A 21,604-nucleotide genomic window follows, 5' to 3' on the forward strand; every position below is an offset into this window, starting at 1 on the left:
ACAATATTCTCCTATGAGGTGGAGCAGATACTTTCTCTATACGCTCAAAGAGGAGCCGGCGGAAGCGGAGGCACCTTCCCACAGATTGCTCTTGAAGGCGGGCTTTATAAAACAGGTTTCGGCAGGGATATACGAGATCCTTCCCGCGGGCTGGAGAGTTCTACGAAAGATAGAGAACATAGTCAGGAAGGAGATGGATCGCTCCGGTGCTCAGGAACTGCTCCTTACGGTTCTCAACCCGGCGGAGCTATGGAAGGAAACAGGAAGGTGGGAGACCTACGGAAACGAACTCTTCAGACTCAAGGACAGGAACGGTAGGGAGTACTGCCTCGGACCGACCCACGAGGAGGAGATAACGGATCTGGCAAGAAAAACGATCCACTCCTACAGGCAACTCCCTGTCATACTCTACCAGATACAGGTCAAGTTCAGGGACGAGAAGAGACCGAGGTTCGGACTCATAAGGGGAAGGGAGTTCATAATGAAGGACGCCTACTCCTTCGATACCGACGAGATGTCGGCGATGATGTCCTACGAGACGATGAAGTTCGCCTACGACAGGATATTCAAAAAGCTCAGGCTCGACGTGATAATGGCCGAGGCGAGCGTAGGGCAGATAGGAGGTAAGCAGTCCCACGAGTTCATAGCCTTTACCGATTACGGAGAGGCTAAAGTAGGCTACTGCGAAAACTGCGGATACGCTGCCAACGCCGAGATAATTCCCCTGTCCAAACCCGAACCAGAAGAGGAAGAGGAGAAACCCCTTGAGAAGGTTCACACTCCCGATGTGAGAACGATAGAGGAGCTGGCGAGCTTCCTCAAGGTCTCTCCTGCCAAGATAATGAAGGCGGTTCTCTATATGGTGGACGGGAAGCCTTCTCTCGTTCTTATCAGAGGCGACAGGGATATAGACGAGAACAAGTTGGAGATGGTTCTCGGAACGGAGAACTTCAGGCTCGCCGAGGACGAGGAGGTCAGAGAACTTCTGGGAACTGAAAAGGGTTTTATAGGCATATTCAACCTTCCCGAAGGGATAAAGGTTCTCTGGGACAACTCCCTTTACGGAGTGAAGAACCTCGTCGTCGCACTGAACGAGCCGGACTACCACTACATCAATGTCAATCCGGGAAGGGACTTCGAATACGGGGAGTTCGTGGACGTTGCAGAGGTGAGGGAGGGCGATCCCTGCCCGAGGTGCGGTAGCCCGCTTAAGGTGAGAACTGGCTTAGAGCTCGGTCATATATTCCTCCTCGGAACGAGGTACTCCGAGCCGATGAAGGCTTACTTTGCGGACAGGGACGGGAGCGAGAAACCTATCGTTATGGGATGCTACGGGATAGGAATATCAAGGATAATGGCAGCGATAGTGGAGCAGTATCACGACGATAAGGGGATAAAGTGGCCCACGCCCGTGGCTCCCTTTGAATTAGAGATAATCTGTTTGAACATGTCCGATCAGGATCTTGTTCAGACCGCCGAAAAACTCTACATGGAAGCGGAGGAGAAGGGTATAGAGGTGATATACGACGACAGGGAGGAGAGTGCAGGTTTCAAGTTCGCCGATGCGGATCTTGTCGGTTTCCCCTACAGGATAGTGGTAGGGAAGAAGGTGAAAGAGGGTAAGGTGGAAATCCAGAGGAGAGCCACAGGAGAGAGGTGGGATGTTCCTATAGAGGAGGCGGTAGATAAAGTTAAAGCGATGATAGAGGAGGACAAAAAATGAAGGTCGGCTTCATCGGACTCGGACATTTGGGAAGGGCTATCGCCAAGAGGCTTATAGAGCAGGGTGTTGAGCTCATCGTTTGGAACAGAACAAGGGAGAAGGCTGAGGAGTTCGCTGAGGAAACGGGAGCCAAGGTAGTGGAGAGTCCGGCGGAGTTGATAAAAGAGGTTGAGAGGGTATTTGTTATAGTCTTTGACTCTCAGGCTTCGGAGCGGGTGATATTTGGTGAGGAGGGGCTCGTCCGTGGGGAGATAAAGGGAAAGACGATAATAGACATGACTACTAACCACTTCACCTATGCAAAGCTCGCCTACGAGGAGCTGAAAAAGCTCGGAGCTTTTTACCTTGACGCGCCCGTCTTGGGGAGCGTTATCCCTGCTCAGAAGGGAGAGCTGACTATAGTGGTGGGGGGAGATGAAGAGAAGTTCGAGGAGAACAGGGTTCTCTTTGAGAAATTCTGTAAGAACATTTTTTACGTTGGCGAAGCGGGTAAGGCTACTAAGGTCAAACTTATCAACAACATAGTTCTGGGCGGGATAATGGACGTCCTCGCCGAAGCGATCGCCATAGCGGAGAAGGCGGGAATTCCTAAGGATAGGATGATAGAGATCTTGGAAACGGGAGCGGGGAAGTCCTACATCCTTGACGTCAAGAAGAAGAAGCTCTTAGAGGAGGACTTCTCTACACACTTTTCAGTAGATCTAATATACAAAGATCTTCATTACGCTCAGGATCTTGTAAAAGAACTCGGTATATTCTCCTTTACTACCGCTGCGGTTAAGGAGACCTACGGGCTGGCTAAAGCGGAAGGCTTGGGGGCTTTGGACTTTTCAGTTATATACAGGTTAATAAAGGAGAAGGGAGGAAAAACCTCCCTTTAGAGCTCAAAGTCCTTCAGATACTTGGCTCTTGAAGGGTGTCTCAACTTCCTTATAGCCTTGGACTCTATCTGCCTTATCCTCTCCCTCGTTACGTTGAACATCTTTCCAACCTGCTCTAAGGTGTACTCCGTCCCGTCCACGAGTCCGTAGCGGTATCTGAGGATCTCCCTCTCCTTCTCGGATAGGGTCTCTAAGACCTTCTCAAGCTGTTCTCTGAGGAGTTTTCGCGATACGTACTCTTCGGGGTTGGGTATGGACTTGTCCTCTATGAAGTCCTTAAGGAAGGTGTCCTCGTCATCCCCTATGGGAGTCTCAAGGGATATGGGCTCCTGAGCGGATCTTAGAACCTTCCTCACCTTCTCTGGGGTCATCCCGAGGTGCTTGGCTATCTCCTCGGGGGTCGGTTCCCTGCCGAGCTCTTGGAAGAGCTTCTTGGAAGCCTTTATTATCCTGTTTATAGTCTCTATCATGTGAACGGGTATCCTGATTGTCCTCGCCTGATCGGCTATCGCCCTCGTTATAGCCTGTCTGATCCACCAGGTCGCGTAGGTGGAGAACTTGTATCCCTTCCTGTAATCGTACTTGTCAACCGCCTTCATCAGTCCGATGTTCCCCTCCTGAATGAGGTCGAGGAAGTGGAGACCTCTGTTTACGTACTTCTTGGCTATGGAAACGACGAGCCTGAGGTTGGACTGGATCATCACCTGCTTAGCCTTTACGACCTTCCTCCTACCCTGCTCTATTATCCCCATCACCCTCTTTATCTCTTCAGGAATTATCCCTATTTCGTTTCCGAGCTTCTCTATTTCCCTCTTGAGTGATACGTACTCGCTCACGAGAGTGTTGAACCTGTCGAAGGAGTATCCTGCGCTCTTTATCTTCTCCTGAAGCTCCCTGCTGGCGAGGTAGTCGTTTATAAGTTCGTCTATGTCAGGATGTATAGCCTGGAGCTTCCTCTTCCTCGATTCGAAGTCCCTCTTCTTCCTCACATACTTCTGATAGAGCTTAAGGAGTTCGTCCGCTATCCTCTCGAACTTGGAGTACTTTATCCTCATCTGGTGGACTATCCTGTTCATCTGAGCGTGCTTGTAGAGATATTCCCTCTTCCTCTCAGGTGTACCTTCCCTTATGTACCTCTCCCTCGCCTCCAAGAGTTCCTTGTAGGCTTTTGCAAGCTCGAGACCCTTCTCCATAAAGAACCTTTCGTGCTTCTCGCAGTTTTCCTCATAGCAGTCGCTGTTGGGATCCTCGTCGATGAGATCCATTATGTCGCCTATTTTAAGCTTACCGTTGCAGAGCTTAGCCCAGTCCTGAAGGAGTTTTTCCACAAGGAAGGAGCTCCTGAGCAGTCCCCTTCTCATTATCTTCCTTCCTATCTCTATCTGCTTGGCGTAGTGGATCTCCTGTTCCCTCGTGAGAAGGGGTATCTTTCCCATCTCCTTGAGGTAAAGCTTGACAGGGTCCCCATCTCTACCCATTACAGCGAAGGATTCAGTGGATACAACGAGCTCGTCTAAGTGTTCCTTCTCCTCGTACTCTTCCTCGCTCTCGACCACCTGAATGTTGAAGTTGGCTAAGGTGTCGATCAGTTCCTCAAAACTGTCCGAGGAGACAAAGTCCTCGTCAAGAATCTCATTGACCTCGTCGTAGGTAACGAACCCCTTCTCTTTGCCAAGCTCAATAAGGTGCCTGAGGCTTTCCCTGTCTATCATCCTTTACCTCCTGCAAATTTATTTAAGGTAAGATTGAGATCCTTAGCTTTCAAGTCTGCCCCTCCACTTCCTGACCGAAGTGGGCTTTATTCCTCCCTTATGATTCCTTATCATCTCCCGTACACTTTCCCTGATAGACGTAACTCGGAGCTCCTCCTCCGGTATCTCTATCCTGAGCTTCTCCACACTCGCCCAGAACTCTCCTTCAAGATCCCGAAGCTTGAGGTTTATAACCTCTTCAGGGACATCGTAGTACTCTTCCCTGAGTATCTTCTCCGCGTACTCTCTGATCTTAGGTCTGAGGTTAAGCTCTTCGAGGTCTATCTCAGGGCGGAGTTCCATCAAACCTCTTAAGAATACCCTCTCGGTGAAGCTCAATCTCTCTCCGTCAACCTCGTTCTTCTCCTCAACTCTGTACATCCTACTCGCGAGAACATCAACCGGTATCCTCGTGAGCTTGCTGAGCTCCGATAGCAAACTGAAGGCTCTTATCTCGTCCTTCATGAAGGAGATGAAATAGAGGAGGTCCCTGAGAGTTTCCTCTTCTCCCTCACCCCTTTTAATCTTCCCGATGAGTGAAGAGAAGAGCTCTTCAGATCTTCCGAGTATTTCCTTGAGAGCTTCCTTCCCCTCCCTTATCACCAAGTCGTGGGGATCGGTCCCTTCAGGTAGGAATACAGGATAAACCTCCATCCCTTCCCTGAGTATGTGGGGAACGGCGAGCCTCATAGCCTTCCTGCCAGCGTCGTCTCCATCGAAAAGGAGATAGACTTTATTCACGAACTTAGAAAGCTCCCTCGCATGCTCTCTGCCGAAAGAGGTTCCGAGCGTGGCGACGGCGTTCCTGAAACCCTCCTGATGGAGAGCTATGACGTCAAAGTAGCCTTCAACCAAGATGGCGCTCTTCAGGTCTCTGAGGTAGTTTATCCCCTCGTAGAGTCCGTATAGAATCTCTCTCTTCTTGAAGATCTCGCTCTCAGGAGAGTTCACGTACTTGGGTCCTTCACCTCTAAGTATCCTGCCTCCGAAGCCCACCACCCGTCCCTGTGGATCCCTTATCGGGATGATGAGCCTGTTTCTGAATAGATCCCTGTACTTCCCCTCGTCGAGCTTATTTACGTTTCCTGTCTTTTCATAGACCTCCAATCCGTCTATATCTTTGAGGAACTTTACAAGCTCCCCCGAGGAGGGGGAATAGCCGAGTTTGAACCTCTTTATGGTGGAAGTTTCTATCCCCCTTCCTTTCAGATAGTCAAGAGCCTCCCTGTTCTCCTTTAGTTTGGAGTGGTAGAAATCGGCAACAGCTTCGAGAACACTGTGAGCTCTCTTCTTCTCCGAGGAATCTTCCTTTACGCTTAGCTTTATCCCGTATCTCTTGGCGAGCTCCTTAGCAGCCTGAAGGTAGGAAACGTTTTCGTAGAGAGAGACAAACTTTATGGCATCCCCGCCCACACCGCAACCGAAGCACTTGAAGATCTGCCTTGAGGGGGAAACGTAGAAGGAAGGAGTCCTGTCGGGATGGAAGGGGCAGTTAGCTTTGTAATTGTTTCCAGCCCTCTCTAAGTGGATGTAGTCTGATATAACATCGACGATGTCAAGCTCCCTTCTAAGCTCGTCTATATCCGAGGGCATAACCTCTTGAGAATTTAGATCTAAACTGATCTGTGTCAAGATGGTTAGTGTTATAATATCCGTTTGAGGATCTTCCTGTAGCCCTCCAAGAGGTCTCCCAAGTCGAACCTGAACCTGTCTTTATCCAACTTCTCCCCCGTTTTCATATCCCAGAGCCTCATGCTGTCAGGAGAGACCTCGTCCACTATCGCAAGGCTACCGTCGGGAAGTTTCCCGAACTCTAACTTGAAATCCACAAGCCTTATCCCGTGCTCTTCGAAGAAGCTCTTGAGTATCTCGTTGACCTTCAGGGCTATCTTTCCCATCTCTGGAACGAGTTCGATCGGAGCAAGATTCATAAGCTCTATATGTGCTTCGCAGACCAAAGGATCGTGAAGTTCATCGTTCTTGTAGAAGAACTCAACGAGAGGTTTCTTAAACTCCTCTCCTTCCTTAAATCCAAGCCTCTTCACCACGCTCCCCGCCGCCACGTTCCTGACCACGACCTCAACGAGAAATCTCTCAGCCCTCCAGACAAGCATCTCCCTGTCTGAGAGCTTCTCTATAAAGTGGGTCTTCACACCTTTTTGGTTCAAAATATCAAAGATCAGGGAAGATATCTCGTTGTTGAGCGATCCCTTACCTTTAAGCTCTGCCTTCTTAACCCCGTCGAAGGCGGTGGCTGTGTCCTTGAACTCAAGGATCAGCTTCTTGGGATCTTCGGTCTCATAGACTATCTTCGCTTTACCTTCGTAGAGCTTCCTTTTTTTCTCAGGCATCAGGTTTAATTATAGTCATGCAGAGCTTCCTTTTTCTCATAATCCTTATAACCTTCTCCTTTGCAGGATTCATCTTCGACGAGATTTTCAAAGATCTCAGACCCCTGATCGTTCCCCTTCTCGTCGTGATAATGCTCAGCATGGGACTTACTCTTACCCCTGAAGACTTTAAGCGTATACTGAGAAGACCCCTTATCATCTTCTACGGAGCTTTCCTTCAGTTTACGATAATGCCTCTTTTGGGCTTTTCCGTCTCGAAGTTCTTAGGCTTTAACCCCCAGCTCCTTGCGGGCTTCGTTCTCGTAGGCTCGGCTCCCGGAGGAACTGCCTCCAACTTGATGACCTACATCTCGGGAGGGGATCTTTCCTACTCGATATCCATGACCACCCTCTCGACCCTCCTTTCACCTATCCTCACGCCCCTGTGGACTCTCGTCCTTGCCGGCAAGTATGTTCCCGTTCCCTTTTTGAGCATGGCTCTGACGACCCTGAAGATAGTTATCCTCCCGGTCCTGATAGGGATGCTACTTAGAGGAATTTTGAAGGATAAGGTTTACAGGCTCGAGGTCTTCCTGCCTTACCTTTCGGTTCTCTCCATATCCTTCATAATCGCCGTGATTTTTGCCCTGAACAAGGGAAGAATAGGCGGTATGAGCCTTCCCGTTCTTGGAGGAGTCCTTATCCACAACCTCTTAGGTTTTATTCTCGGCTTTCTCTTCGGCAAGTTCATGGGACTCGACAACAGGCTCACCAAGACCCTCTCCATAGAAGTGGGGATGCAGAACTCTGGACTCTCGACCGTCTTAGCCCTCAAGTACTTCTCCGAGCTCTCAGCCCTTCCCTCGGCGGTATTCAGTCTATCTCAAAACATCCTCGGCGTCCTACTCTCAATACCCTTCAGGAGGCTAAAAGATTAGAAATCCACTATCAGGGAGGTTGAGAAGGTCGTATCCGTCTTCTTTACCCCCGGCTCGGGAGGTTTGTTCTGATAGGCCACCTTGTAACCTACACCGAGGGAGAGATATTGGTTTATCTTCACCTCCAAGGAGGTCTCTGAGTTTATGAAGTAAGTCTTGGTATCCGAGAGGTTGACGAGGTAGTTGAGATTTTCCTTAAACCTCAGGTTCTCCCTTACGACCCACTCGTAGTAAACTTCCGCCTTAGCGGTGGCATAGTTGTCTATTCCGTTCCCCTCTATCTTGTTGTAGTAGTAAGGTACAGACAGGAGTCCCTTAAGGTCGTGCTTCTTTGTTTTAATTATGTCGTAGCCTATACCCGGTCCGCCGCTCAGCTTGTACTCGTAGCCCGAGAACTTGTCCCTTTCGTAGCCTGATGTCAGGAAGCCGAAGAACCTTCCTGTAAAGAGCCTTTCCCACCTTCCGTTTACATCGAACCTGTTGGCTGTCTCCGATCCCTCCTGGGTAGCGTACAGGGCAGAGTTCTTAAGATAAAACCTGTTCACCTCTCCTTCTCTCTTTATCTCCAACTTTTCAGATAATGTTTGCGTTCTTATGTTTCCGGAGGTTCTAACGTAGGAAAGTTCCATATGCACCTTCCAGAGTTTCTCCCTCTTGTTGTTTTCCTTATTATCTTGGGAAAGGGATATACCGACCAGCAGAAGGATGAGGAGCAAAAACATGGAAATCGATTATATCAGTCTTCGAGTCTCTTCATGTCCCTGTAAGCGTTGAGGAAGCCCGATATTATTCCGATGAAGAAGAAGATCAGTAATCCCCACGGAGAGGTCTTTATACCGAACCAGTTCTCAGCCCCCCAGTCTATGAAGTAACCGACGAGAAGACCGGCTATTATTCCGCCTACTAAGTTCAACCCGACCGTGAGTGCAGCTATATCCTTAACTCTCATCGTGCTATCTCCCCGTACCAAGAGTATAGGGCGTAAAACAGGTATATCCCAAGGAATACCCCTGCCTCCCATCGGGAGACCGTGTACTTTCTTCCGGTGTAATTCGAGAGGAGGAGAACAAAGGTAGCTACAAAGAGTAAAGCCAGATCTCTGAAGACCCTGTCGGGTACGGGAATAGGATTTATAAGCGCACTCGCCCCCAGAACGAGCGATACGTTGAATATGTTAGAGCCCGCCACGTTTCCTAAGGCTATATCGGGATTTCCCCTGTAAGCAGCTACGGCGGAGGTCGTCAGCTCGGGGAGGGAGGTTCCCACCGCTATAAGGAAGAGGCCGATTATCACCTGACTCACCCCAAGGGTAGCGGCGAGGTTTACCCCTCCGCTCACGGTCCACTCCGAGCCTAAGATGAGTCCGGCAAGTCCGAGCAGGATAAAAACTCCAGCCTTTGAAAACCCTATCCGTTCCGAACTGTCGTCAGCGGACTCCCTCTCGAGGAAGGCGGCGAGGAAGTAAAGGTAGCCTACGAAGGTAGTTATGAGAACCAGTCCCTCCGACCGGGACACGAAGGCGCTCGAACTCCCGTCGAGTATCCTGTCGGAGACCATCGCAAAGAGAACGAGTATGCTCAGGAAGTTTAGAGGTATCTCCTTCTTTACAAAGGTTCTGTGAATGGAGAGGGGTCTTATCAGCCCAGCTATTCCTAAGATGAGGAGGATGTTGGCTATGTTCGACCCGATAACGTTTCCGAGGGTTATCTCCGAGGCGTTTTTGAAGCTTGCTTGAACGTTAACCGTAAGCTCCGGAAGGGAAGTTCCAAAGGCGACGAGGGAGAGGCCTATAACGAACTTTGGTATCCCTGCCCTTCGGGCGAGCCCTGAGGCTCCTTCTATGAGGAGATCCGCCCCCTTCACGAGAACGGCTATACCAACGATGAGCTTTAGTACGCTCAGTATCAGGATTTTTTCCATTGGCTTTCAAGTATTTTAAACCTTTCAAGGGCTCTCTCTTTAAGGATCTCCTCCGCTCCCGTTTTCAGGAATTTCCTGAGCCCTTCCTCTATCTTTTTTACGTGCCTCTCTCTCCACTCATCGCTCGAGGGCTTTTCCGCCTGAAGCTTGTGTCCTCCCTCCATAAGACCCTCGGGAAAGTACCAGTCCTTGAACCAGGTAAATCCCCGCTTTGCAAGTTCAAATCCGAGCCTCGAAAGTGCGGGGGGAACGCCGGCGGAGAGTTCCCTGACCGTCTCCTTATCCTCGAAGTACTCTACGAAGATCCTCCCCGTAAGGGGACAGAAGAGGTCGAGAACCTTCCCTTCGAGTTCGGATCCGAAGTAGTTCCTGCCAAAAACCTCCCTGCTTATCCCGAAGATCTCTATCCAGTCCCTGTAGTGAGCTCTTCCCGTAAAGATCTTCACGTAGAGGAGGGATAGCCTGCTATCTTTTCTAAAGGCGTAGATATCGAGATTTAACTCCTCGACAAACCTGCCCCCTTTCGGCTCTCCTGATCTGAGTAAAATATCTCCGAGCTTTAAACCTTCCCTGAGAGCCTTCAAAACCTTTTCAAGCTTCTCCTTCCTCACCCCAAAGATTATCCCCTGCTCCTCAGTCCCCGTAAATGACCTGAATTAGATCCCGAACCTCCACCCCGGGGAACTCAACTTCCTCTCTCTTCAGGAAGTCCTCCACCTTCTTCTCTATCGCTTCCCTCTCGAAGGGAACACCTATCAGGCTCTCCTCGAGCTCCCTCAGGGCATCCTTCGGATATAGAGTGAAGTCCCCGTAAATCCTGAGATCCTCTATAACGCCCTCCCATATGTGAACCTCTGCCCTCAGGAGGCCACCCTTTGCCTTGTGGACGCCGTTTCTCACAAAGACCCCTTCCCTTATCTTTATCACCCTGTGCTTCCTCCCCGTATCTTCGAAGAGAACCTCCTCGGAGGTAAATTCTTCTTTAAGTTTATCGGCTAAAGAGACCGCCTCCGGCGGTATTTCCGCCTCCCCCTCAAAGTCAAGGAGCTTCGAGAACTCCTCTATAAGTATCCTCTCCACCTCTCCGTAGCTTGGAAGCCTTCCCGTTTCCCTCTCCACCCAGCTTATGTTCTCCTCGAGGCTCTTGTAGAGTTTGTCCCTGAACTTCTCCTCGGGAACTCTGAAGAGTTCGGACATCAGCCTTGTGTTGAATCTCAGGAGTATCCCTCCCACGAATACAAAGGACTCCCCTATGTCCGCCGCCCCCTGACCGCTTATCTTCCTCTTGTTGCTCTTCACAACTATGTCGTTTATGGGTCTGTATTCGGTTTCAACTCCGAGCCTACGGTAGGTCTCTATCACCGGAACAGAAAACTTCCTGTAAGCCTCCTCTATCTTGAAGGGAAGCTTTCCGGAGTGTCTTTTGATGATGAGCTGGTAGAAGACCTGGTTCTCATCGAGCAAGACAGCACCGCCCCCGATCTCTCTCCTGAAGATCGGTATTCCCCTTTCCCTGCACCTTTCTACGTCCACTATATCCTGAGTTCTATCGAAGTACCCGACGCTCACGAAGGTCTCGGCGGGAGAGGTTACAATCAGCCCCTCATATCCAAGCCTCGCCATCGCGTGGAAGAGGGTTATGGAACGGAGGTTTGACTGCTTACCCGCTCTGTAGATCTTCATACTATCTCAAAGAGGTTTTTCTTTCCTGTGCCCCTGATATAGCTTGTTGAAGCTGATAAGGACGAATGTTATAAGGATAGCTGTTATGCCGAGCATAAGGGCGAATGTGTTGAAATCTATTTTAACCTCCATTTTTTCTTCCTTCCATGAATAAAGGATATGCTACCTTCAACCCCGAACTTAATCAGGACAAATGCTATAACAGCGAGACCCACGGAAAGGAAGTGCTTGCCTACTTCGTAAAAGACTTTATCCATTCATACCCTACCTTCAAGCTCCCTCAGATAGACCTTCCACCTGGGAGGGGTTAACTCCGTGGAGCATCCGAGGGAAGAGGTGTCGTATATCTTGAAAGCCTTAGGATCGCTTGGCTCGTGGACGAATATAAAGACCGTTGCCTTGGTCATAGTAGTGAACTCTTCTTTCCACTTTTTTACTTGTTCGACGATCTCCTTCAGCTTCTCCCTCACTCCTTCTGCACCAAGATACTCCTTACTTCCCGTTTTCAGATCCTCAAAGATCCACTCTCCGGAGTCTATTCCCTTAACTATCTCAAGGACCCTCTCTTCAGAAGGTATGCCGTAAAACCTCATGCTATATCTCCCCTCTGTTTATCATCTGGGCGACTTCCTTTGCAAAGTAAGTGATTATCATATCCGCCCCGGCTCTCTTCATAGATAGGAGCGTTTCGACCATAACCTTCTTCTCATCTATCCATCCCAACTTCCCCGCCGCCTTTATCATGGAGTACTCACCGCTTACGTTGTAGGCGCACACGGGAAGGAGTGTGTTCTCTTTGACCTTTGAGATTATGTCGAGGTAAGCGAGAGCGGGCTTTACCATAACGATGTCTGCACCCTCCTGAACGTCCAAGAGGACCTCCTTCAGAGCCTCCCTCGCGTTCGCCGGATCCATCTGGTAGCTCCTACGATCTCCGAAAGCTGGAGCGCTCTCTGCGGCATCCCTGAAGGGTCCGTAGAAGGCGGAAGCGAACTTTGCCGAGTAAGCCATTATGGGCACGTGAGTATAGCCCGCTTCATCGAGGGCTTCCCTTATGGCTTTCACCATACCATCCATCATGCCTGAGGGCGCCACCATGTCCGCCCCGTTCTCCGCGTGGGACACAACCTGCTTCTTCAGGTTCTCAAGGGTTGCATCGTTGTCCACCTCGTGGTCGTGCAGAACTCCGCAGTGTCCGTGGGAGGTGTACTCGCAGAAACATACGTCGGTGATCAAGTACATATCGGGAACTTCCTTCTTCAGAACACGAAGAGTCCTCTGGATTATCCCCTCTTCGCTCCAGGTGTCCGAGCCAACCTCATCCTTGTGTTCGGGAATTCCGAAGAGTATAACCGCCTTGATTCCTAAATCCCGTGCTTCCTTCACCGCATCCACCACTCTGTCGACCGAATACCTGTAAACCCTCGGCATAGAGGGAACTTCTTCGACCACGTTCTCCCCGTATCGGACGAATATCGGGTATATGAGATCGTCGAGTGTCAAGTGGTTCTCACAAACGAGCCTTCTGATGTTCTCGTTTCTTCTCAGTCTTCTTGGTCTCAAAAAGGGAAATCCGCTGATAACCATAGCTTAAGATTTTATCTTAATCTTTATTTAGTGTCCCCTATGGAAATGTCTCGCAGGTCTGTGTCTATGGTAGTGTTTTCCCCCTGTCTTGTGTCCATGTTTGTGAATGGTATGGATCCCGTGAGTGTGGTGAACCACAGGAATGTGGATCAGAGTTATACCATGTATTGCGTGGGGATGATCCCAGTCGTGGAATACGGGGACAATAACCATAAAGCCGTGTTCATCGTAGTAGTAGTGATGACATAAATACCTATCCCAGTGAGCTTTGGCAGAAACTGTAAAAAGTAAAGTTGTTCCGAGAAGCAACATAAGCCACTTCATGATAAAACCTCCTCCTTTTAAAATTATTCCTTCCTGCGAACAGTGGACCTGTTTCGTGATTTAATCTTAAAATATTCACCATGAGCAGGCTTCTTATTTACGACGAGGAAGGAAGGCTTCTCGAGAAGGTAGAGGATCCAAAGGAGATAGCCGATAGGCTTTCCGAGATAAACGTTCTCTTCGAGAGGTGGGAGCCGAGCGTTCCCCTGAGCGAAGATGCTGGCGAGGAGGAAGTCTTAGACGCCTTCAAGGATCAGATAAACAGGCTCATGATAAGGTTCGGCTTCCAGTCCTGCGACGTGGTCGCTCTCACACCGGACAACCCTAAGAAAGATGAACTCAGAAAGAAGTTCCTCGACGAGCACACCCACTCGGACTTTGAAGTCAGATACTTCGTTTACGGAGACGGGGTATTCTACCTTCACCCGAACGACAAGGTTTACGTGGTTCACTGCGAAGGCGGAGACCTCATAAGCGTTCCTCCCAACACGCCCCACTGGTTCGACATGGGTGAGAGGCCCAACTTTAAGTGCATAAGGCTCTTCACTACTCCCGAGGGCTGGATAGCCAGCTACACAGGCTCCGACATAGCCAAGAAGTTTCCTAAATACGAGGGGATAGTAGCCCTTGATTAAGGCTGTCCTCACCGACATAGAGGGAACAACCTCCTCCCTATCCTTCGTCAAAGAGGTTCTTTTTCCTTATTCAAAGAATAAGCTCAGGGACTTCGTCCAGAGACACAGCGACGATCCTCAGGTTAAAAGAATTCTCAGAGAGGTTCAGGAGATAGAGCCGGGAGACCCTGTAGAGACACTTTTGAGATGGGTCGACGAGGACAGGAAGATAACACCCCTCAAGGAACTTCAGGGACTAATATGGGAGGAGGGATACAGGAGCGGAGAGCTTAAGGGACATATATATGAGGACGCTTACGAGAAGCTCAAGGAGTGGCACGGGAGAGGTATCCCCATATACGTTTACTCCTCCGGTTCTGTAAAGGCTCAGAAACTCCTCTTTGGACATACCGAATACGGAGACCTCAATTACCTCTTCTCCGGATACTTTGACACAAAGATAGGGAACAAGAAGGAACCTGAGTCTTACAGAAGGATAGCGAGAGAGCTTGGACTTAAACCGGGAGAGATCTTATTTCTCTCCGACAATCCCGAGGAGATAAAGGCTGCCGCTAAAGCTGGTATGAAGGTAGTGAGGTTTGCGAGGGATGGGGAGAACGAACCCATAGAGAACTTCCCCTTTCCGCAGGTGAGGAGCTTTTACGAGGTTGCTTTGGATTGACATATATTTTTAATTCAAGGGCGGGATGGAGCTAAAGGTAAACGGCAGGTTTTACAAAGTTGATGCAAATCCGGAAACTCCTCTTCTCTGGGTCATAAGGGAACATCTCAGGCTCACAGGAACCAAGTTCGGATGTTTGACGGGAATCTGCGGGAGTTGCTCCGTTCTCTTGGAAGGCAAGCTCGTTCGCTCCTGTATAACTCCCTTAAAGGAGGCTTTGGGAAAGGAGGTTATCACCGTCGAAGGCATACCGGGGAACCATCCCGTTAAAGTCGCTTGGAAGGAGGTGGGAGTCCCCCAGTGTGGATACTGCCAGAGCGGTCAGATTGTAACAGCCTACGCCTTGCTCAAGGAAAACCCTAAGCCTGCACGGGAAGACATAGTTAGGGCTATGAACGGGAACCTTTGCAGGTGCGGGACCTATCCGAGGATAATCAGGGCTGTCATGAAGGCCTCGGAGATGCTTCGATGATTACGAGAAGGGAGTTCTTCAAGCTCGGAGGTCTAAGCCTTGTTATAACCTTCACCTCTTCTGGGTTCAAACTTGTCAAGGCGAGTGAGCTAAAGAGGCACACTCCGAGACTGTGGATAAACCTCTCCGAGGACAACTACCTGACGGTCTTCGTAAACAAGTCGGAGATGGGGCAGGGGGTCTATACGGGAATAGCACAGCTCGTCGCCGATGAGCTTGATTTCCCCTGGGAGAGGGTGAGGGTAAAGCCGGCGCCCGCAGGGAAGCCCTACATGGACCCCTACATGGGCTCCCAGCTCACGGGAGGGAGCACGAGCATAAGGCACATGATGGACATAATGCGCTCTGCCGGAGCCGCCATGAGGGAGATGCTCTTGGAGAGCGCAAGTCGTCTCTGGAAGGTTCCGAAGAACAGACTGAAGGCGGAACTCGGTTACGTGATAGACGGGAAAACGGGGAAAAGGACTCCCTACGGGAAGCTCGCCGACCTCGCCATGAAACTGCCCGTTCCTCTGTATCCTAAGCTCAAATCTCCCGAAGAGTTTAGATACATAGGCAGATCCGTTCCGAGAATAGACTTGGAGGACAAGGTAAACGGGGAGGCCAAGTTCGGATTAGACCACTTTTATGAAGGACAGCTCTACGCCGTTATAGAAAGACCGCCCTTCGGCGGTAGGGTTTTATCTTACGACGCGAGCGAAACGAAGAAGGTCAGGGGAGTTACCCACGTCTTTAGAGTAGGAAAGGGTGTGGCGGTGTGCGGTGAGAGTCCTGAGACGGTTCTGGAGGGGAGGAAGAAGCTCAGGGTTAAGTGGAGCAAAGAGAGGGTCGGAGACACGGAAGATATTAAGGAACACTTCAGAACGCTCCTGAAGAAGAGAGGACTCGTAGCGAGGGACGACGGGGATTTCAAGGACGCTTACGAGAGTTCCGAGAAGAGGATAGAGCTCACCTACACCCTCCCTTACCTCTATCACGCCTGTATGGAGCCTATGGCTTGCACAGTCAAGATAGACAGAAGGGAGTGCGTGATCCACGTTCCGACCCAGAGCCAGACCTCAGTCCTCAGGCATGCCCGTAGGATAACGGGACTGCCCGAAAGCAGGATTAAAGTGATAACCACCTACTTAGGGGGAGGCTTTGGCAGGAAGTCCAACTCCGAGTTCTTAGCTGAGGCTCTCGAGATAGCCAAGAAGACGGGAAGACCTGTGAAGCTCTTCTACACGAGGGAGGACGATGTTCAGTCGGGATGGTTCAGACCCATGTGCATGGCTCGTCTGAAAGGTTCGGTGGACAAGAGCGGAATGCCGAACTCCCTTTACTTCAAGATAGCGGTCCCGGCGGTCTTTGAGTGGGCGATAGGTAAGGAGAGAAGGGGGGTTGACAGCGCGGCGGTTTCGGGAGTGGCAAACACCTTCTACGAGTTTCCCAACATACGGGTGGAGTTCGTAAAGTCCAAGATAAAGATACCAGTCTGGTTCTGGCGCTCGGTAGGACACACCCACAACGCCTACATAATGGAGACCTTCGTAGACCAGCTCGCCCACCTCGGAGGAAGAGACCCCGTAGAGCTCAGGTTGGAACTCCTCGGACTCCACATGCGGGCTCAAAGAGTTATAGAGAAGGTAGCCGAGGTCTCCAAATGGCACGAGGGACCTAAAGAGGGGCAGGCTCTCGGAATAGCCTATCACTACTCCTTCGGGACCCACGTCGCTCAGGTTGCCGAGGTCTCCCTGGTGGACGGAAGGGTCAAAGTTCACAGGGTCTTCTGTGCTGTTGACCTCGGACCTATGGTAGTGAACCCGGACCTCGTCGTCCAGCAGATGGAGAGCGGAATAATCATGGGACTGAGCGCCTTCCTCTACGAAGGGGTTAAGTTCAAGGACGGCTTCGCCGTAAACAGGAACTTTGATACCTATCCGATACTTAAAATGGAGGAGACTCCAGAGATAGAGGTTCACATAGTCCGCTCCGAGGGAGAGATGGGAGGTATAGGTGAGCCGGGACTTCCGCCGATAGCCCCCGCGGTGGCGAACGCCCTCTTCCGAATAACGGGCAAGCCTATAACGGAGCTCCCTTACTATAGGGTTTGAACCTCAGTATACTTTCCTCCTGTGTCCTATCCTTATTATCAGAATCAGGAGTCTGTCCTTTTCCATTTTGTAAATAACTCTGTAGTTGCCGACCCTCAGCCTGTAAAGACCTGAGTATTTCCCTTTAAGGGGCTTTATGTTGTTTTTCAGAGCCTCAGGGTCTTTTGAGAGCTTGTCCAGCTTCTCCTTTATCAGCTCCTGAACAGGTCTATCAAGTTTCTTCAGCTCCTCGTAGGCTTCCTTTAAAAACTCTATCCTGTAGCTCACAGTCCAAGCTCTCTGTAAACCTCTTCCGCAGAGATGGTCTGTGTTTCCCCCCTTTCAAGCCTCTTAAGTCTCTCTTCAGCCAGTTTCACATCAAGGTAATCAAAGTAAAAGGTCAAAGCCCTCTCTATAAGCTTACTCTTCTTTTCTCCCAGCTCTTTGCTTATGTGTTCAAGCTCCCTCGCAACCTCTTCATCAAGGGTGATGTTCAACCTTTTTACCATACGCATAAATATACACATAATCCATAGCAGAGCAAGTGTATAGAGGCTAATTATTATCCTCTAAAGCTAAGCCATACCTGATATAATCTTTCTCCCGTGAGTCCGGAGGAACAGCTAAGACTTATAAAGCAGGGAACGGTAGAGGTAATAGAGGAGGAAGAGCTCCTTAAGAAGCTCAAGGAAGGAAGACCTCTCCGCATAAAAGCGGGTTTTGACCCCACCGCTCCCGATCTTCACTTGGGACACGTCGTTTTGCTCCAGAAGATGAGGCAGTTCCAGCAGTTAGGTCATGAGGTTTACTTCATAGTCGGAGACTTCACAGCCATGATAGGGGATCCGACGGGAAGGTCGGAGACGAGACCTCCCCTCACGAAGGAGCAGGTTCTCGAGAACGCCAAGACTTACGAGCATCAGGTCTTTAAGATCCTCGATCCCGAAAAGACGACTATAGTCTTCAACAGCACGTGGCTTCAGGAACTCGGAACCGAAGGGCTCATAAAGCTCTCGGCGAAGTATACCGTGGCGAGGATGTTGGAGAGGGACGACTTCTCAAAACGCTTCAAGGAGGGAGTCCCCATATACATCCACGAGTTCCTCTACCCGCTCCTTCAGGCTTACGACTCGGTGGCTATAAAGGCGGACGTTGAGCTCGGCGGGACAGACCAGAAGTTCAACCTCCTGATAGGTAGGGACATTCAGAGGGAGTACGGACAGGAGCCCCAGGTCTGTATAACCCTTCCTCTCTTGGTGGGACTGGACGGCGTCAGGAAGATGTCCAAGTCCTACGGAAACTATGTGGGGATAACCGAGGACCCCAAGACCATGTTCGGGAAACTCATGTCCATATCCGACGAACTCATGTGGGACTACTACCTCCTTCTGACAGACTACACGGAGGAAGAGATAGAGAGGATGAGGAAAGAGTGGCACCCGATGGAGGCGAAGAAACACCTCGCCGAACTCATAGTTAGGAGGTTTCACTCGGAGGAGGAAGCCAGAAAGGCGAGGGAGTGGTTTGAGAGCACCTACTCTAAGAGGCAGTTCCCGGAGGACGCCCCTGTTGTAGAGATCCCCGAAGAAGAGCTTACCGCCCTTGACCTTCTCCTAAAACTCGGAGCTGTTTCCTCCAAGAACGAGGGGAGGAGAATAATTCAAGGAGGAGGGCTCAAGATAAACTTTGAGAAGGTCGCCGACCCTTATCAGAAAATAAAGATAGACGGAGAACTAAAGGTTCAGGTGGGGAAGAAGAAGTTCTATAAGGTGAGGAGAGGATAAGTTTCACCACTAAGGAGATCTGTAGAGTTATCATTAATTTAGGAGGGGATGATGAGGTTTTTAATTCTTATGCTCTTTCCCTTTTTAATATCCTTCGGACAGGTTCTCAAGAGCTTCAAATACTGCGGACACATAGAGATCCTAAGCCTCGAAGGTGGCATGCCGATGATTCCCCCCATGATGGCTATGGGTATCAAGGGATACGTATCACCTACCGGTGTGGACCCTGAGCCGCCCAGGAGTTGCGCCTGGGTATTTTTAGAAACAAAGAGCGGTGATACCTACATACCCACAATAGTTGTCTGGTCAGACACTTACAGTAATTACCATGCGGACATATACTCCGACCCTCATTACATTTTTGGACACAGGCAGGAACAGCCCTCGGATTACAGCCCCTTTGGACTTGAACAGAGGAACAGGGAGATGGAGAATTACCTGGACAACGCTGCAGGTAGTAGGGTTCTCGCAGAGGTTCTTAAAGCTATAAGGAACGAGAAATCCAAGACTGAATTTGAAGACACGATAGAGGTTCCCATAGCCATGACCGCGGGAGTTGTGCCTAAGGTAAGGGTCAGGTACTACCTCTACAGTTTTGAACTAAACCCGAACGTTCCCCCACACGTCCAGAAGTTCATAATGGAAGGTAGAAGCAAGAGGATACCTCACACACCATCTTGGGAGCCGATAAAGATACCTGCTTATCTCGTGGAGAGGTAAATTATTAGCATGAAGTTTTTCAAACTCGAGCTTAACTCCTACGAGGATAGATTTGAACTCTGGTTCACGGGAAAGAACGATCTCACTGAGGAAGACTTCGGGAACGCTATTTCGGAAGCTATGCTCGAGGTGTTCAGGAAACTGGACGTTACGGTAGAGGATTCTCCTGAAGTTAAGAAGGATTATCCCCTGTTCGTTTTGGCTCTCGAGGAGGACACCTTCCTAAAGGTTATGGAATCTCATGGCTTCAAGAAGCTGAATCCCGATGTAGTCGTTAAGGGAGACTCTTATTCCGTTCTATGGGAAACTCCCGAGGGGGAGAGAAGACTCACACCCCTGAAGGATAAAGGAAACCTCGAAAAGTATATTCTGAGTAAGGATGTCAAGCTCTCGGACGAGGACCCGAACAAGCTGATCTTTGGAGAGTTCTAATAAAGGAGGGAGTGAGATGAGACACTTAACCCTACTTATCATAGGACTCGTATCTTTTAGCTTTTCTATCCCCGTTTACGTGATTGAAAAGGAGGTGATAACCAGAACAAACTGGTTTGATAAAACTGAGAAAAAAACTGTCTACATAACAAAAGGTGCAGAAAAGGAGATTACCGAGTCAATTACAAAAAATAAGATGATGCCTATGATGAAAAATATGCCTGGTCAGCAGGAAGGCACTAATGTTAGAAGAGTAAAGTTTGAGAAGCTCACAATCTTCAAGGGACCCAACTTGGTCGTTCACAACATAAATCACGAAAATAAATCTTACACAGTTCTCAAGCTTCCTGCCAGTTTAGGAGCATTTGCCATATTTATGACTTTCTTTGACTGTGAAAAGGGTACTACTAACTGTAAGCCCAAGAAAGAGGGAGAGAAGATAAGGATAACGAATGAATTTAAAAAAGTGGGCAAATGGAAGGCAAGGAAGATAATAAATAAAACAAAAGTGATGATGATGAAGAACGAAGTTGAATTAATTCAGTGGGTTGCAAAGGACAAACTCCTTATGGAAGCAGAACTCGTAAGGTTCAATAACTTCATTGAATCAGTTAAAAAAGACGCTAACTTAAAAAGTTCTCCGTCTTTCATAAAGATGATCAAGGATGCTGAAAAACTCTTCACTAAACACCTGAAAAAGTATGGTGCTACAGTTATGTCGGAGAACGTGAATCCTAACGGTATGATCATTGTTGAAAAAATCAAATCCGTAAAAAAGACTGATCTTCCCAAAAGCTTCTTCTCCGTCCCCAAAGACTACAAACCTTTGAAAGTCCCCAGTCAAGGTATGCAAGGTATGCCCAACTACGGTGGAGGCTATCGGTGAGACTTACTCTTTTCCTTTTTCCCCTTCTCGTTTTCTCCCAAACTTTGTATAACGGTTTAGTAAATTACAACGGACAGGTGATAGACTGTGGTCACGTCCTCGGTAAATACGCCCACGGGGGTGTCCCTTCTCTAAAAGAAAACGAAAACGTCCGTATCTGCTGTATGAGTCTGAAGGAGATAGCAAGGAACGAGGGTGTGAACCCACTCCTGATAGCCCACCTGAACGTGTGTAGGCAGTTGGGACGCTAAACATAACTGCGTTCAGGCGAGGTAAAAATTTCCTAAGGACGGGCTTATATTATAGAGCATGAAAGCCGTCAGCAGGGAGGAGCTTAAAGAACTCTACGATAAGGACTTTCCCCTGTGGGTTGATATTAACCTCCAGTTCCTTAGGGAAAAAGCTTACGACCTCGTGGACTGGGAGAACCTCCTTGAGGAGATAGAGGATATGGGAAGGAGATACCTCGATGCCCGTATAAGCTATTTTGCAATCATTTTGGAGCATTTCTACAAGTGGGATAACTTTAAAAATTTAGCGGGAGCGGAAGGAGGAAAGAGCTGGATCAGAAGCGTGGAAAATTCACGAACCAGAATCAGAGCTATGTTGAAGGAATATCCGAGCCTCAGGAACGAGCTTCCATCGGAAATAGAAAGGGCTTGGGTAAGAGCACAGAGTAAACTTGAAATACGGCTCAGAAACAACGACTACGATTCCGAAGACTTTAATGCACCCGAAAAATGCCCTTATAATTACGAAGAGGCTATGAAGGGAGATTTAAAGGAAGAATTAAAGTGAGTCCGGA

Annotated in this window: 28 protein-coding genes; 13 read left to right on the forward strand and 15 right to left on the reverse strand. The window is 49.4% G+C overall.

Annotated elements, in window-relative coordinates:
* Positions 1–13 precede the first annotated feature (13 nt).
* Both ACZ483_RS08850 and ACZ483_RS08855 read left to right on the forward strand, forming a co-directional pair.
* Positions 14–1,723, forward strand: coding sequence for a proline--tRNA ligase (locus tag ACZ483_RS08850; protein ID WP_464323812.1), 1,710 nt, complete (start codon positions 14–16; stop codon positions 1,721–1,723).
* The gene (locus ACZ483_RS08855) at positions 1,720–2,604 is read left to right on the forward strand and encodes an NAD(P)-dependent oxidoreductase (protein ID WP_464323813.1); all 885 of its coding nucleotides are present in this window, start codon (positions 1,720–1,722) and stop codon (positions 2,602–2,604) included. The genes ACZ483_RS08850 and ACZ483_RS08855 overlap by 4 nt, the downstream gene beginning before the upstream one ends.
* Here the strand turns inward: ACZ483_RS08855 and rpoD are convergent.
* The 3 genes from rpoD to purC are packed head-to-tail and all read right to left on the reverse strand — an operon-like array spanning position 2,601 to position 6,706.
* Entirely contained in the window at positions 2,601–4,316 is a 1,716-nt protein-coding gene (gene rpoD / locus ACZ483_RS08860; protein ID WP_464323814.1) for an RNA polymerase sigma factor RpoD, read from the reverse strand. The two genes, ACZ483_RS08855 and rpoD, sit on opposite strands and share 4 nt — an antisense overlap.
* A gap of 42 nt (positions 4,317–4,358) precedes the next feature.
* A complete protein-coding gene (dnaG, locus tag ACZ483_RS08865) occupies positions 4,359–5,948 on the reverse strand; it encodes a DNA primase (protein ID WP_464323815.1) in 1,590 nt (529 codons plus the stop codon).
* Positions 5,949–5,998: 50 nt separating this feature from the next.
* A complete protein-coding gene (gene purC, locus ACZ483_RS08870; RefSeq protein ID WP_464323816.1) occupies positions 5,999–6,706 on the reverse strand; it encodes a phosphoribosylaminoimidazolesuccinocarboxamide synthase in 708 nt (235 codons plus the stop codon).
* A gap of 17 nt (positions 6,707–6,723) precedes the next feature.
* On the opposite strand from purC, the gene ACZ483_RS08875 reads away from it, so the two are divergent.
* Positions 6,724–7,623, forward strand: a complete 900-nt coding sequence (locus ACZ483_RS08875) for a bile acid:sodium symporter family protein (protein ID WP_464323817.1) — start codon at positions 6,724–6,726, stop codon at positions 7,621–7,623.
* Here ACZ483_RS08875 and ACZ483_RS08880 read toward each other — a convergent pair.
* The 10 genes from ACZ483_RS08880 to ACZ483_RS08925 are packed head-to-tail and all read right to left on the reverse strand — an operon-like array spanning position 7,620 to position 13,137.
* The gene (locus ACZ483_RS08880) at positions 7,620–8,345 is read right to left on the reverse strand and encodes a DUF481 domain-containing protein (RefSeq protein WP_464323818.1); all 726 of its coding nucleotides are present in this window, start codon (positions 8,343–8,345) and stop codon (positions 7,620–7,622) included. The two genes, ACZ483_RS08875 and ACZ483_RS08880, sit on opposite strands and share 4 nt — an antisense overlap.
* Before the next feature lie 14 nt (positions 8,346–8,359).
* Positions 8,360–8,572 (reverse strand): AtpZ/AtpI family protein, encoded by a 213-nt coding sequence (locus ACZ483_RS08885; RefSeq protein ID WP_464323819.1) that lies wholly within the window; start codon positions 8,570–8,572, stop codon positions 8,360–8,362.
* Entirely contained in the window at positions 8,569–9,543 is a 975-nt protein-coding gene (locus ACZ483_RS08890) for a calcium/sodium antiporter (protein ID WP_464323820.1), read from the reverse strand. Before ACZ483_RS08890 ends, ACZ483_RS08885 begins: the two co-directional genes overlap by 4 nt.
* Positions 9,528–10,154, reverse strand: a complete 627-nt coding sequence (locus tag ACZ483_RS08895) for a DUF1122 family protein (RefSeq protein WP_464323821.1) — start codon at positions 10,152–10,154, stop codon at positions 9,528–9,530. The genes ACZ483_RS08890 and ACZ483_RS08895 overlap by 16 nt, the downstream gene beginning before the upstream one ends.
* 22 nt (positions 10,155–10,176) lie before the next feature.
* Positions 10,177–11,226, reverse strand: a complete 1,050-nt coding sequence (locus ACZ483_RS08900) for a lipoate--protein ligase (protein WP_464323822.1) — start codon at positions 11,224–11,226, stop codon at positions 10,177–10,179.
* A 6-nt stretch (positions 11,227–11,232) separates the two neighbouring features.
* Complete coding sequence (locus tag ACZ483_RS08905) at positions 11,233–11,358, reverse strand: hypothetical protein (RefSeq protein WP_464323823.1); 126 nt, start codon at positions 11,356–11,358, stop codon at positions 11,233–11,235.
* Positions 11,343–11,483 carry a hypothetical protein gene (locus tag ACZ483_RS08910; protein ID WP_464323824.1) on the reverse strand — a complete coding sequence of 47 codons (141 nt, stop codon included), beginning with the start codon at positions 11,481–11,483 and terminating at the stop codon, positions 11,343–11,345. Before ACZ483_RS08910 ends, ACZ483_RS08905 begins: the two co-directional genes overlap by 16 nt.
* Positions 11,484–11,819: a hypothetical protein gene (locus ACZ483_RS08915; protein ID WP_464323825.1), complete on the reverse strand. Its 336-nt coding sequence runs from the start codon at positions 11,817–11,819 to the stop codon at positions 11,484–11,486.
* Position 11,820: 1 nt separating this feature from the next.
* Positions 11,821–12,813 carry a porphobilinogen synthase gene (gene hemB / locus ACZ483_RS08920; protein ID WP_464323826.1) on the reverse strand — a complete coding sequence of 331 codons (993 nt, stop codon included), beginning with the start codon at positions 12,811–12,813 and terminating at the stop codon, positions 11,821–11,823.
* A gap of 27 nt (positions 12,814–12,840) precedes the next feature.
* Positions 12,841–13,137, reverse strand: a complete 297-nt coding sequence (locus ACZ483_RS08925) for a hypothetical protein (RefSeq protein WP_464323827.1) — start codon at positions 13,135–13,137, stop codon at positions 12,841–12,843.
* 80 nt (positions 13,138–13,217) lie between these two features.
* Here ACZ483_RS08925 and ACZ483_RS08930 point away from each other — a divergent pair, with 80 nt between their 5' ends.
* Genes ACZ483_RS08930 through ACZ483_RS08945 form a run of 4 tightly spaced genes read left to right on the forward strand, consistent with a single transcriptional unit; the run spans position 13,218 to position 16,998 of the window.
* A complete protein-coding gene (locus ACZ483_RS08930) occupies positions 13,218–13,772 on the forward strand; it encodes a 1,2-dihydroxy-3-keto-5-methylthiopentene dioxygenase (protein ID WP_464323828.1) in 555 nt (184 codons plus the stop codon).
* Positions 13,765–14,433: an acireductone synthase gene (mtnC, locus tag ACZ483_RS08935; RefSeq protein WP_464323829.1), complete on the forward strand. Its 669-nt coding sequence runs from the start codon at positions 13,765–13,767 to the stop codon at positions 14,431–14,433. The genes ACZ483_RS08930 and mtnC overlap by 8 nt, the downstream gene beginning before the upstream one ends.
* A 25-nt stretch (positions 14,434–14,458) precedes the next feature.
* Entirely contained in the window at positions 14,459–14,905 is a 447-nt protein-coding gene (locus ACZ483_RS08940; protein WP_464323830.1) for a (2Fe-2S)-binding protein, read from the forward strand.
* The gene (locus ACZ483_RS08945) at positions 14,902–16,998 is read left to right on the forward strand and encodes a xanthine dehydrogenase family protein molybdopterin-binding subunit (protein WP_464323831.1); all 2,097 of its coding nucleotides are present in this window, start codon (positions 14,902–14,904) and stop codon (positions 16,996–16,998) included. The genes ACZ483_RS08940 and ACZ483_RS08945 overlap by 4 nt, the downstream gene beginning before the upstream one ends.
* A 3-nt stretch (positions 16,999–17,001) precedes the next feature.
* Here the strand turns inward: ACZ483_RS08945 and ACZ483_RS08950 are convergent, their stop codons facing one another.
* Both ACZ483_RS08950 and relB read right to left on the reverse strand, forming a co-directional pair.
* Positions 17,002–17,265, reverse strand: coding sequence for a type II toxin-antitoxin system RelE family toxin (locus ACZ483_RS08950; RefSeq protein WP_464323832.1), 264 nt, complete (start codon positions 17,263–17,265; stop codon positions 17,002–17,004).
* Positions 17,262–17,492 carry a type II toxin-antitoxin system RelB family antitoxin gene (gene relB, locus ACZ483_RS08955; protein WP_464323833.1) on the reverse strand — a complete coding sequence of 77 codons (231 nt, stop codon included), beginning with the start codon at positions 17,490–17,492 and terminating at the stop codon, positions 17,262–17,264. Before relB ends, ACZ483_RS08950 begins: the two co-directional genes overlap by 4 nt.
* Positions 17,493–17,582: 90 nt before the next feature.
* Here relB and tyrS point away from each other — a divergent pair, with 90 nt between their 5' ends.
* The 6 genes from tyrS to ACZ483_RS08985 are packed head-to-tail and all read left to right on the forward strand — an operon-like array spanning position 17,583 to position 21,597.
* Positions 17,583–18,761 carry a tyrosine--tRNA ligase gene (gene tyrS / locus ACZ483_RS08960; protein WP_464323834.1) on the forward strand — a complete coding sequence of 393 codons (1,179 nt, stop codon included), beginning with the start codon at positions 17,583–17,585 and terminating at the stop codon, positions 18,759–18,761.
* A 48-nt stretch (positions 18,762–18,809) separates the two neighbouring features.
* On the forward strand, positions 18,810–19,481 hold the full coding sequence (locus ACZ483_RS08965; protein WP_464323835.1) for a hypothetical protein: 672 nt from the start codon (positions 18,810–18,812) through the stop codon (positions 19,479–19,481).
* Between the two features lie 9 nt (positions 19,482–19,490).
* Positions 19,491–19,913, forward strand: a complete 423-nt coding sequence (locus ACZ483_RS08970) for a hypothetical protein (RefSeq protein ID WP_464323836.1) — start codon at positions 19,491–19,493, stop codon at positions 19,911–19,913.
* 16 nt (positions 19,914–19,929) lie between these two features.
* Complete coding sequence (locus tag ACZ483_RS08975; RefSeq protein WP_464323837.1) at positions 19,930–20,799, forward strand: hypothetical protein; 870 nt, start codon at positions 19,930–19,932, stop codon at positions 20,797–20,799.
* Positions 20,796–21,050, forward strand: a complete 255-nt coding sequence (locus ACZ483_RS08980) for a hypothetical protein (RefSeq protein ID WP_464323838.1) — start codon at positions 20,796–20,798, stop codon at positions 21,048–21,050. Before ACZ483_RS08975 ends, ACZ483_RS08980 begins: the two co-directional genes overlap by 4 nt.
* Positions 21,051–21,108: 58 nt before the next feature.
* Positions 21,109–21,597: a DUF29 domain-containing protein gene (locus ACZ483_RS08985; protein ID WP_464323839.1), complete on the forward strand. Its 489-nt coding sequence runs from the start codon at positions 21,109–21,111 to the stop codon at positions 21,595–21,597.
* Positions 21,598–21,604 lie beyond the last annotated feature (7 nt).

The organism is Hydrogenivirga okinawensis (genome assembly GCF_055385515.1).

Coding starts and splice junctions, on each gene's coding strand:
- ACZ483_RS08855 (WP_464323813.1), top strand. CDS start 1,720: ATGAAGGTCGGCTTCATCGGACTCGGACATTTGGGAAGGGCTATCGCC.
- hemB (WP_464323826.1), bottom strand. CDS start 12,813: ATGGTTATCAGCGGATTTCCCTTTTTGAGACCAAGAAGACTGAGAAGA.
- ACZ483_RS08875 (WP_464323817.1), top strand. CDS start 6,724: ATGCAGAGCTTCCTTTTTCTCATAATCCTTATAACCTTCTCCTTTGCA.
- ACZ483_RS08965 (WP_464323835.1), top strand. CDS start 18,810: ATGATGAGGTTTTTAATTCTTATGCTCTTTCCCTTTTTAATATCCTTC.
- ACZ483_RS08915 (WP_464323825.1), bottom strand. CDS start 11,819: ATGAGGTTTTACGGCATACCTTCTGAAGAGAGGGTCCTTGAGATAGTT.
- ACZ483_RS08930 (WP_464323828.1), top strand. CDS start 13,218: ATGAGCAGGCTTCTTATTTACGACGAGGAAGGAAGGCTTCTCGAGAAG.
- ACZ483_RS08945 (WP_464323831.1), top strand. CDS start 14,902: ATGATTACGAGAAGGGAGTTCTTCAAGCTCGGAGGTCTAAGCCTTGTT.
- ACZ483_RS08970 (WP_464323836.1), top strand. CDS start 19,491: ATGAAGTTTTTCAAACTCGAGCTTAACTCCTACGAGGATAGATTTGAA.
- ACZ483_RS08975 (WP_464323837.1), top strand. CDS start 19,930: ATGAGACACTTAACCCTACTTATCATAGGACTCGTATCTTTTAGCTTT.
- ACZ483_RS08910 (WP_464323824.1), bottom strand. CDS start 11,483: ATGGATAAAGTCTTTTACGAAGTAGGCAAGCACTTCCTTTCCGTGGGT.
- relB (WP_464323833.1), bottom strand. CDS start 17,492: ATGCGTATGGTAAAAAGGTTGAACATCACCCTTGATGAAGAGGTTGCG.
- ACZ483_RS08880 (WP_464323818.1), bottom strand. CDS start 8,345: ATGTTTTTGCTCCTCATCCTTCTGCTGGTCGGTATATCCCTTTCCCAA.
- dnaG (WP_464323815.1), bottom strand. CDS start 5,948: ATGCCCTCGGATATAGACGAGCTTAGAAGGGAGCTTGACATCGTCGAT.
- rpoD (WP_464323814.1), bottom strand. CDS start 4,316: ATGATAGACAGGGAAAGCCTCAGGCACCTTATTGAGCTTGGCAAAGAG.
- ACZ483_RS08925 (WP_464323827.1), bottom strand. CDS start 13,137: ATGAAGTGGCTTATGTTGCTTCTCGGAACAACTTTACTTTTTACAGTT.
- ACZ483_RS08890 (WP_464323820.1), bottom strand. CDS start 9,543: ATGGAAAAAATCCTGATACTGAGCGTACTAAAGCTCATCGTTGGTATA.
- ACZ483_RS08985 (WP_464323839.1), top strand. CDS start 21,109: ATGAAAGCCGTCAGCAGGGAGGAGCTTAAAGAACTCTACGATAAGGAC.
- ACZ483_RS08905 (WP_464323823.1), bottom strand. CDS start 11,358: ATGGAGGTTAAAATAGATTTCAACACATTCGCCCTTATGCTCGGCATA.
- ACZ483_RS08900 (WP_464323822.1), bottom strand. CDS start 11,226: ATGAAGATCTACAGAGCGGGTAAGCAGTCAAACCTCCGTTCCATAACC.
- purC (WP_464323816.1), bottom strand. CDS start 6,706: ATGCCTGAGAAAAAAAGGAAGCTCTACGAAGGTAAAGCGAAGATAGTC.
- ACZ483_RS08940 (WP_464323830.1), top strand. CDS start 14,459: ATGGAGCTAAAGGTAAACGGCAGGTTTTACAAAGTTGATGCAAATCCG.
- ACZ483_RS08885 (WP_464323819.1), bottom strand. CDS start 8,572: ATGAGAGTTAAGGATATAGCTGCACTCACGGTCGGGTTGAACTTAGTA.
- ACZ483_RS08850 (WP_464323812.1), top strand. CDS start 14: ATGAGGTGGAGCAGATACTTTCTCTATACGCTCAAAGAGGAGCCGGCG.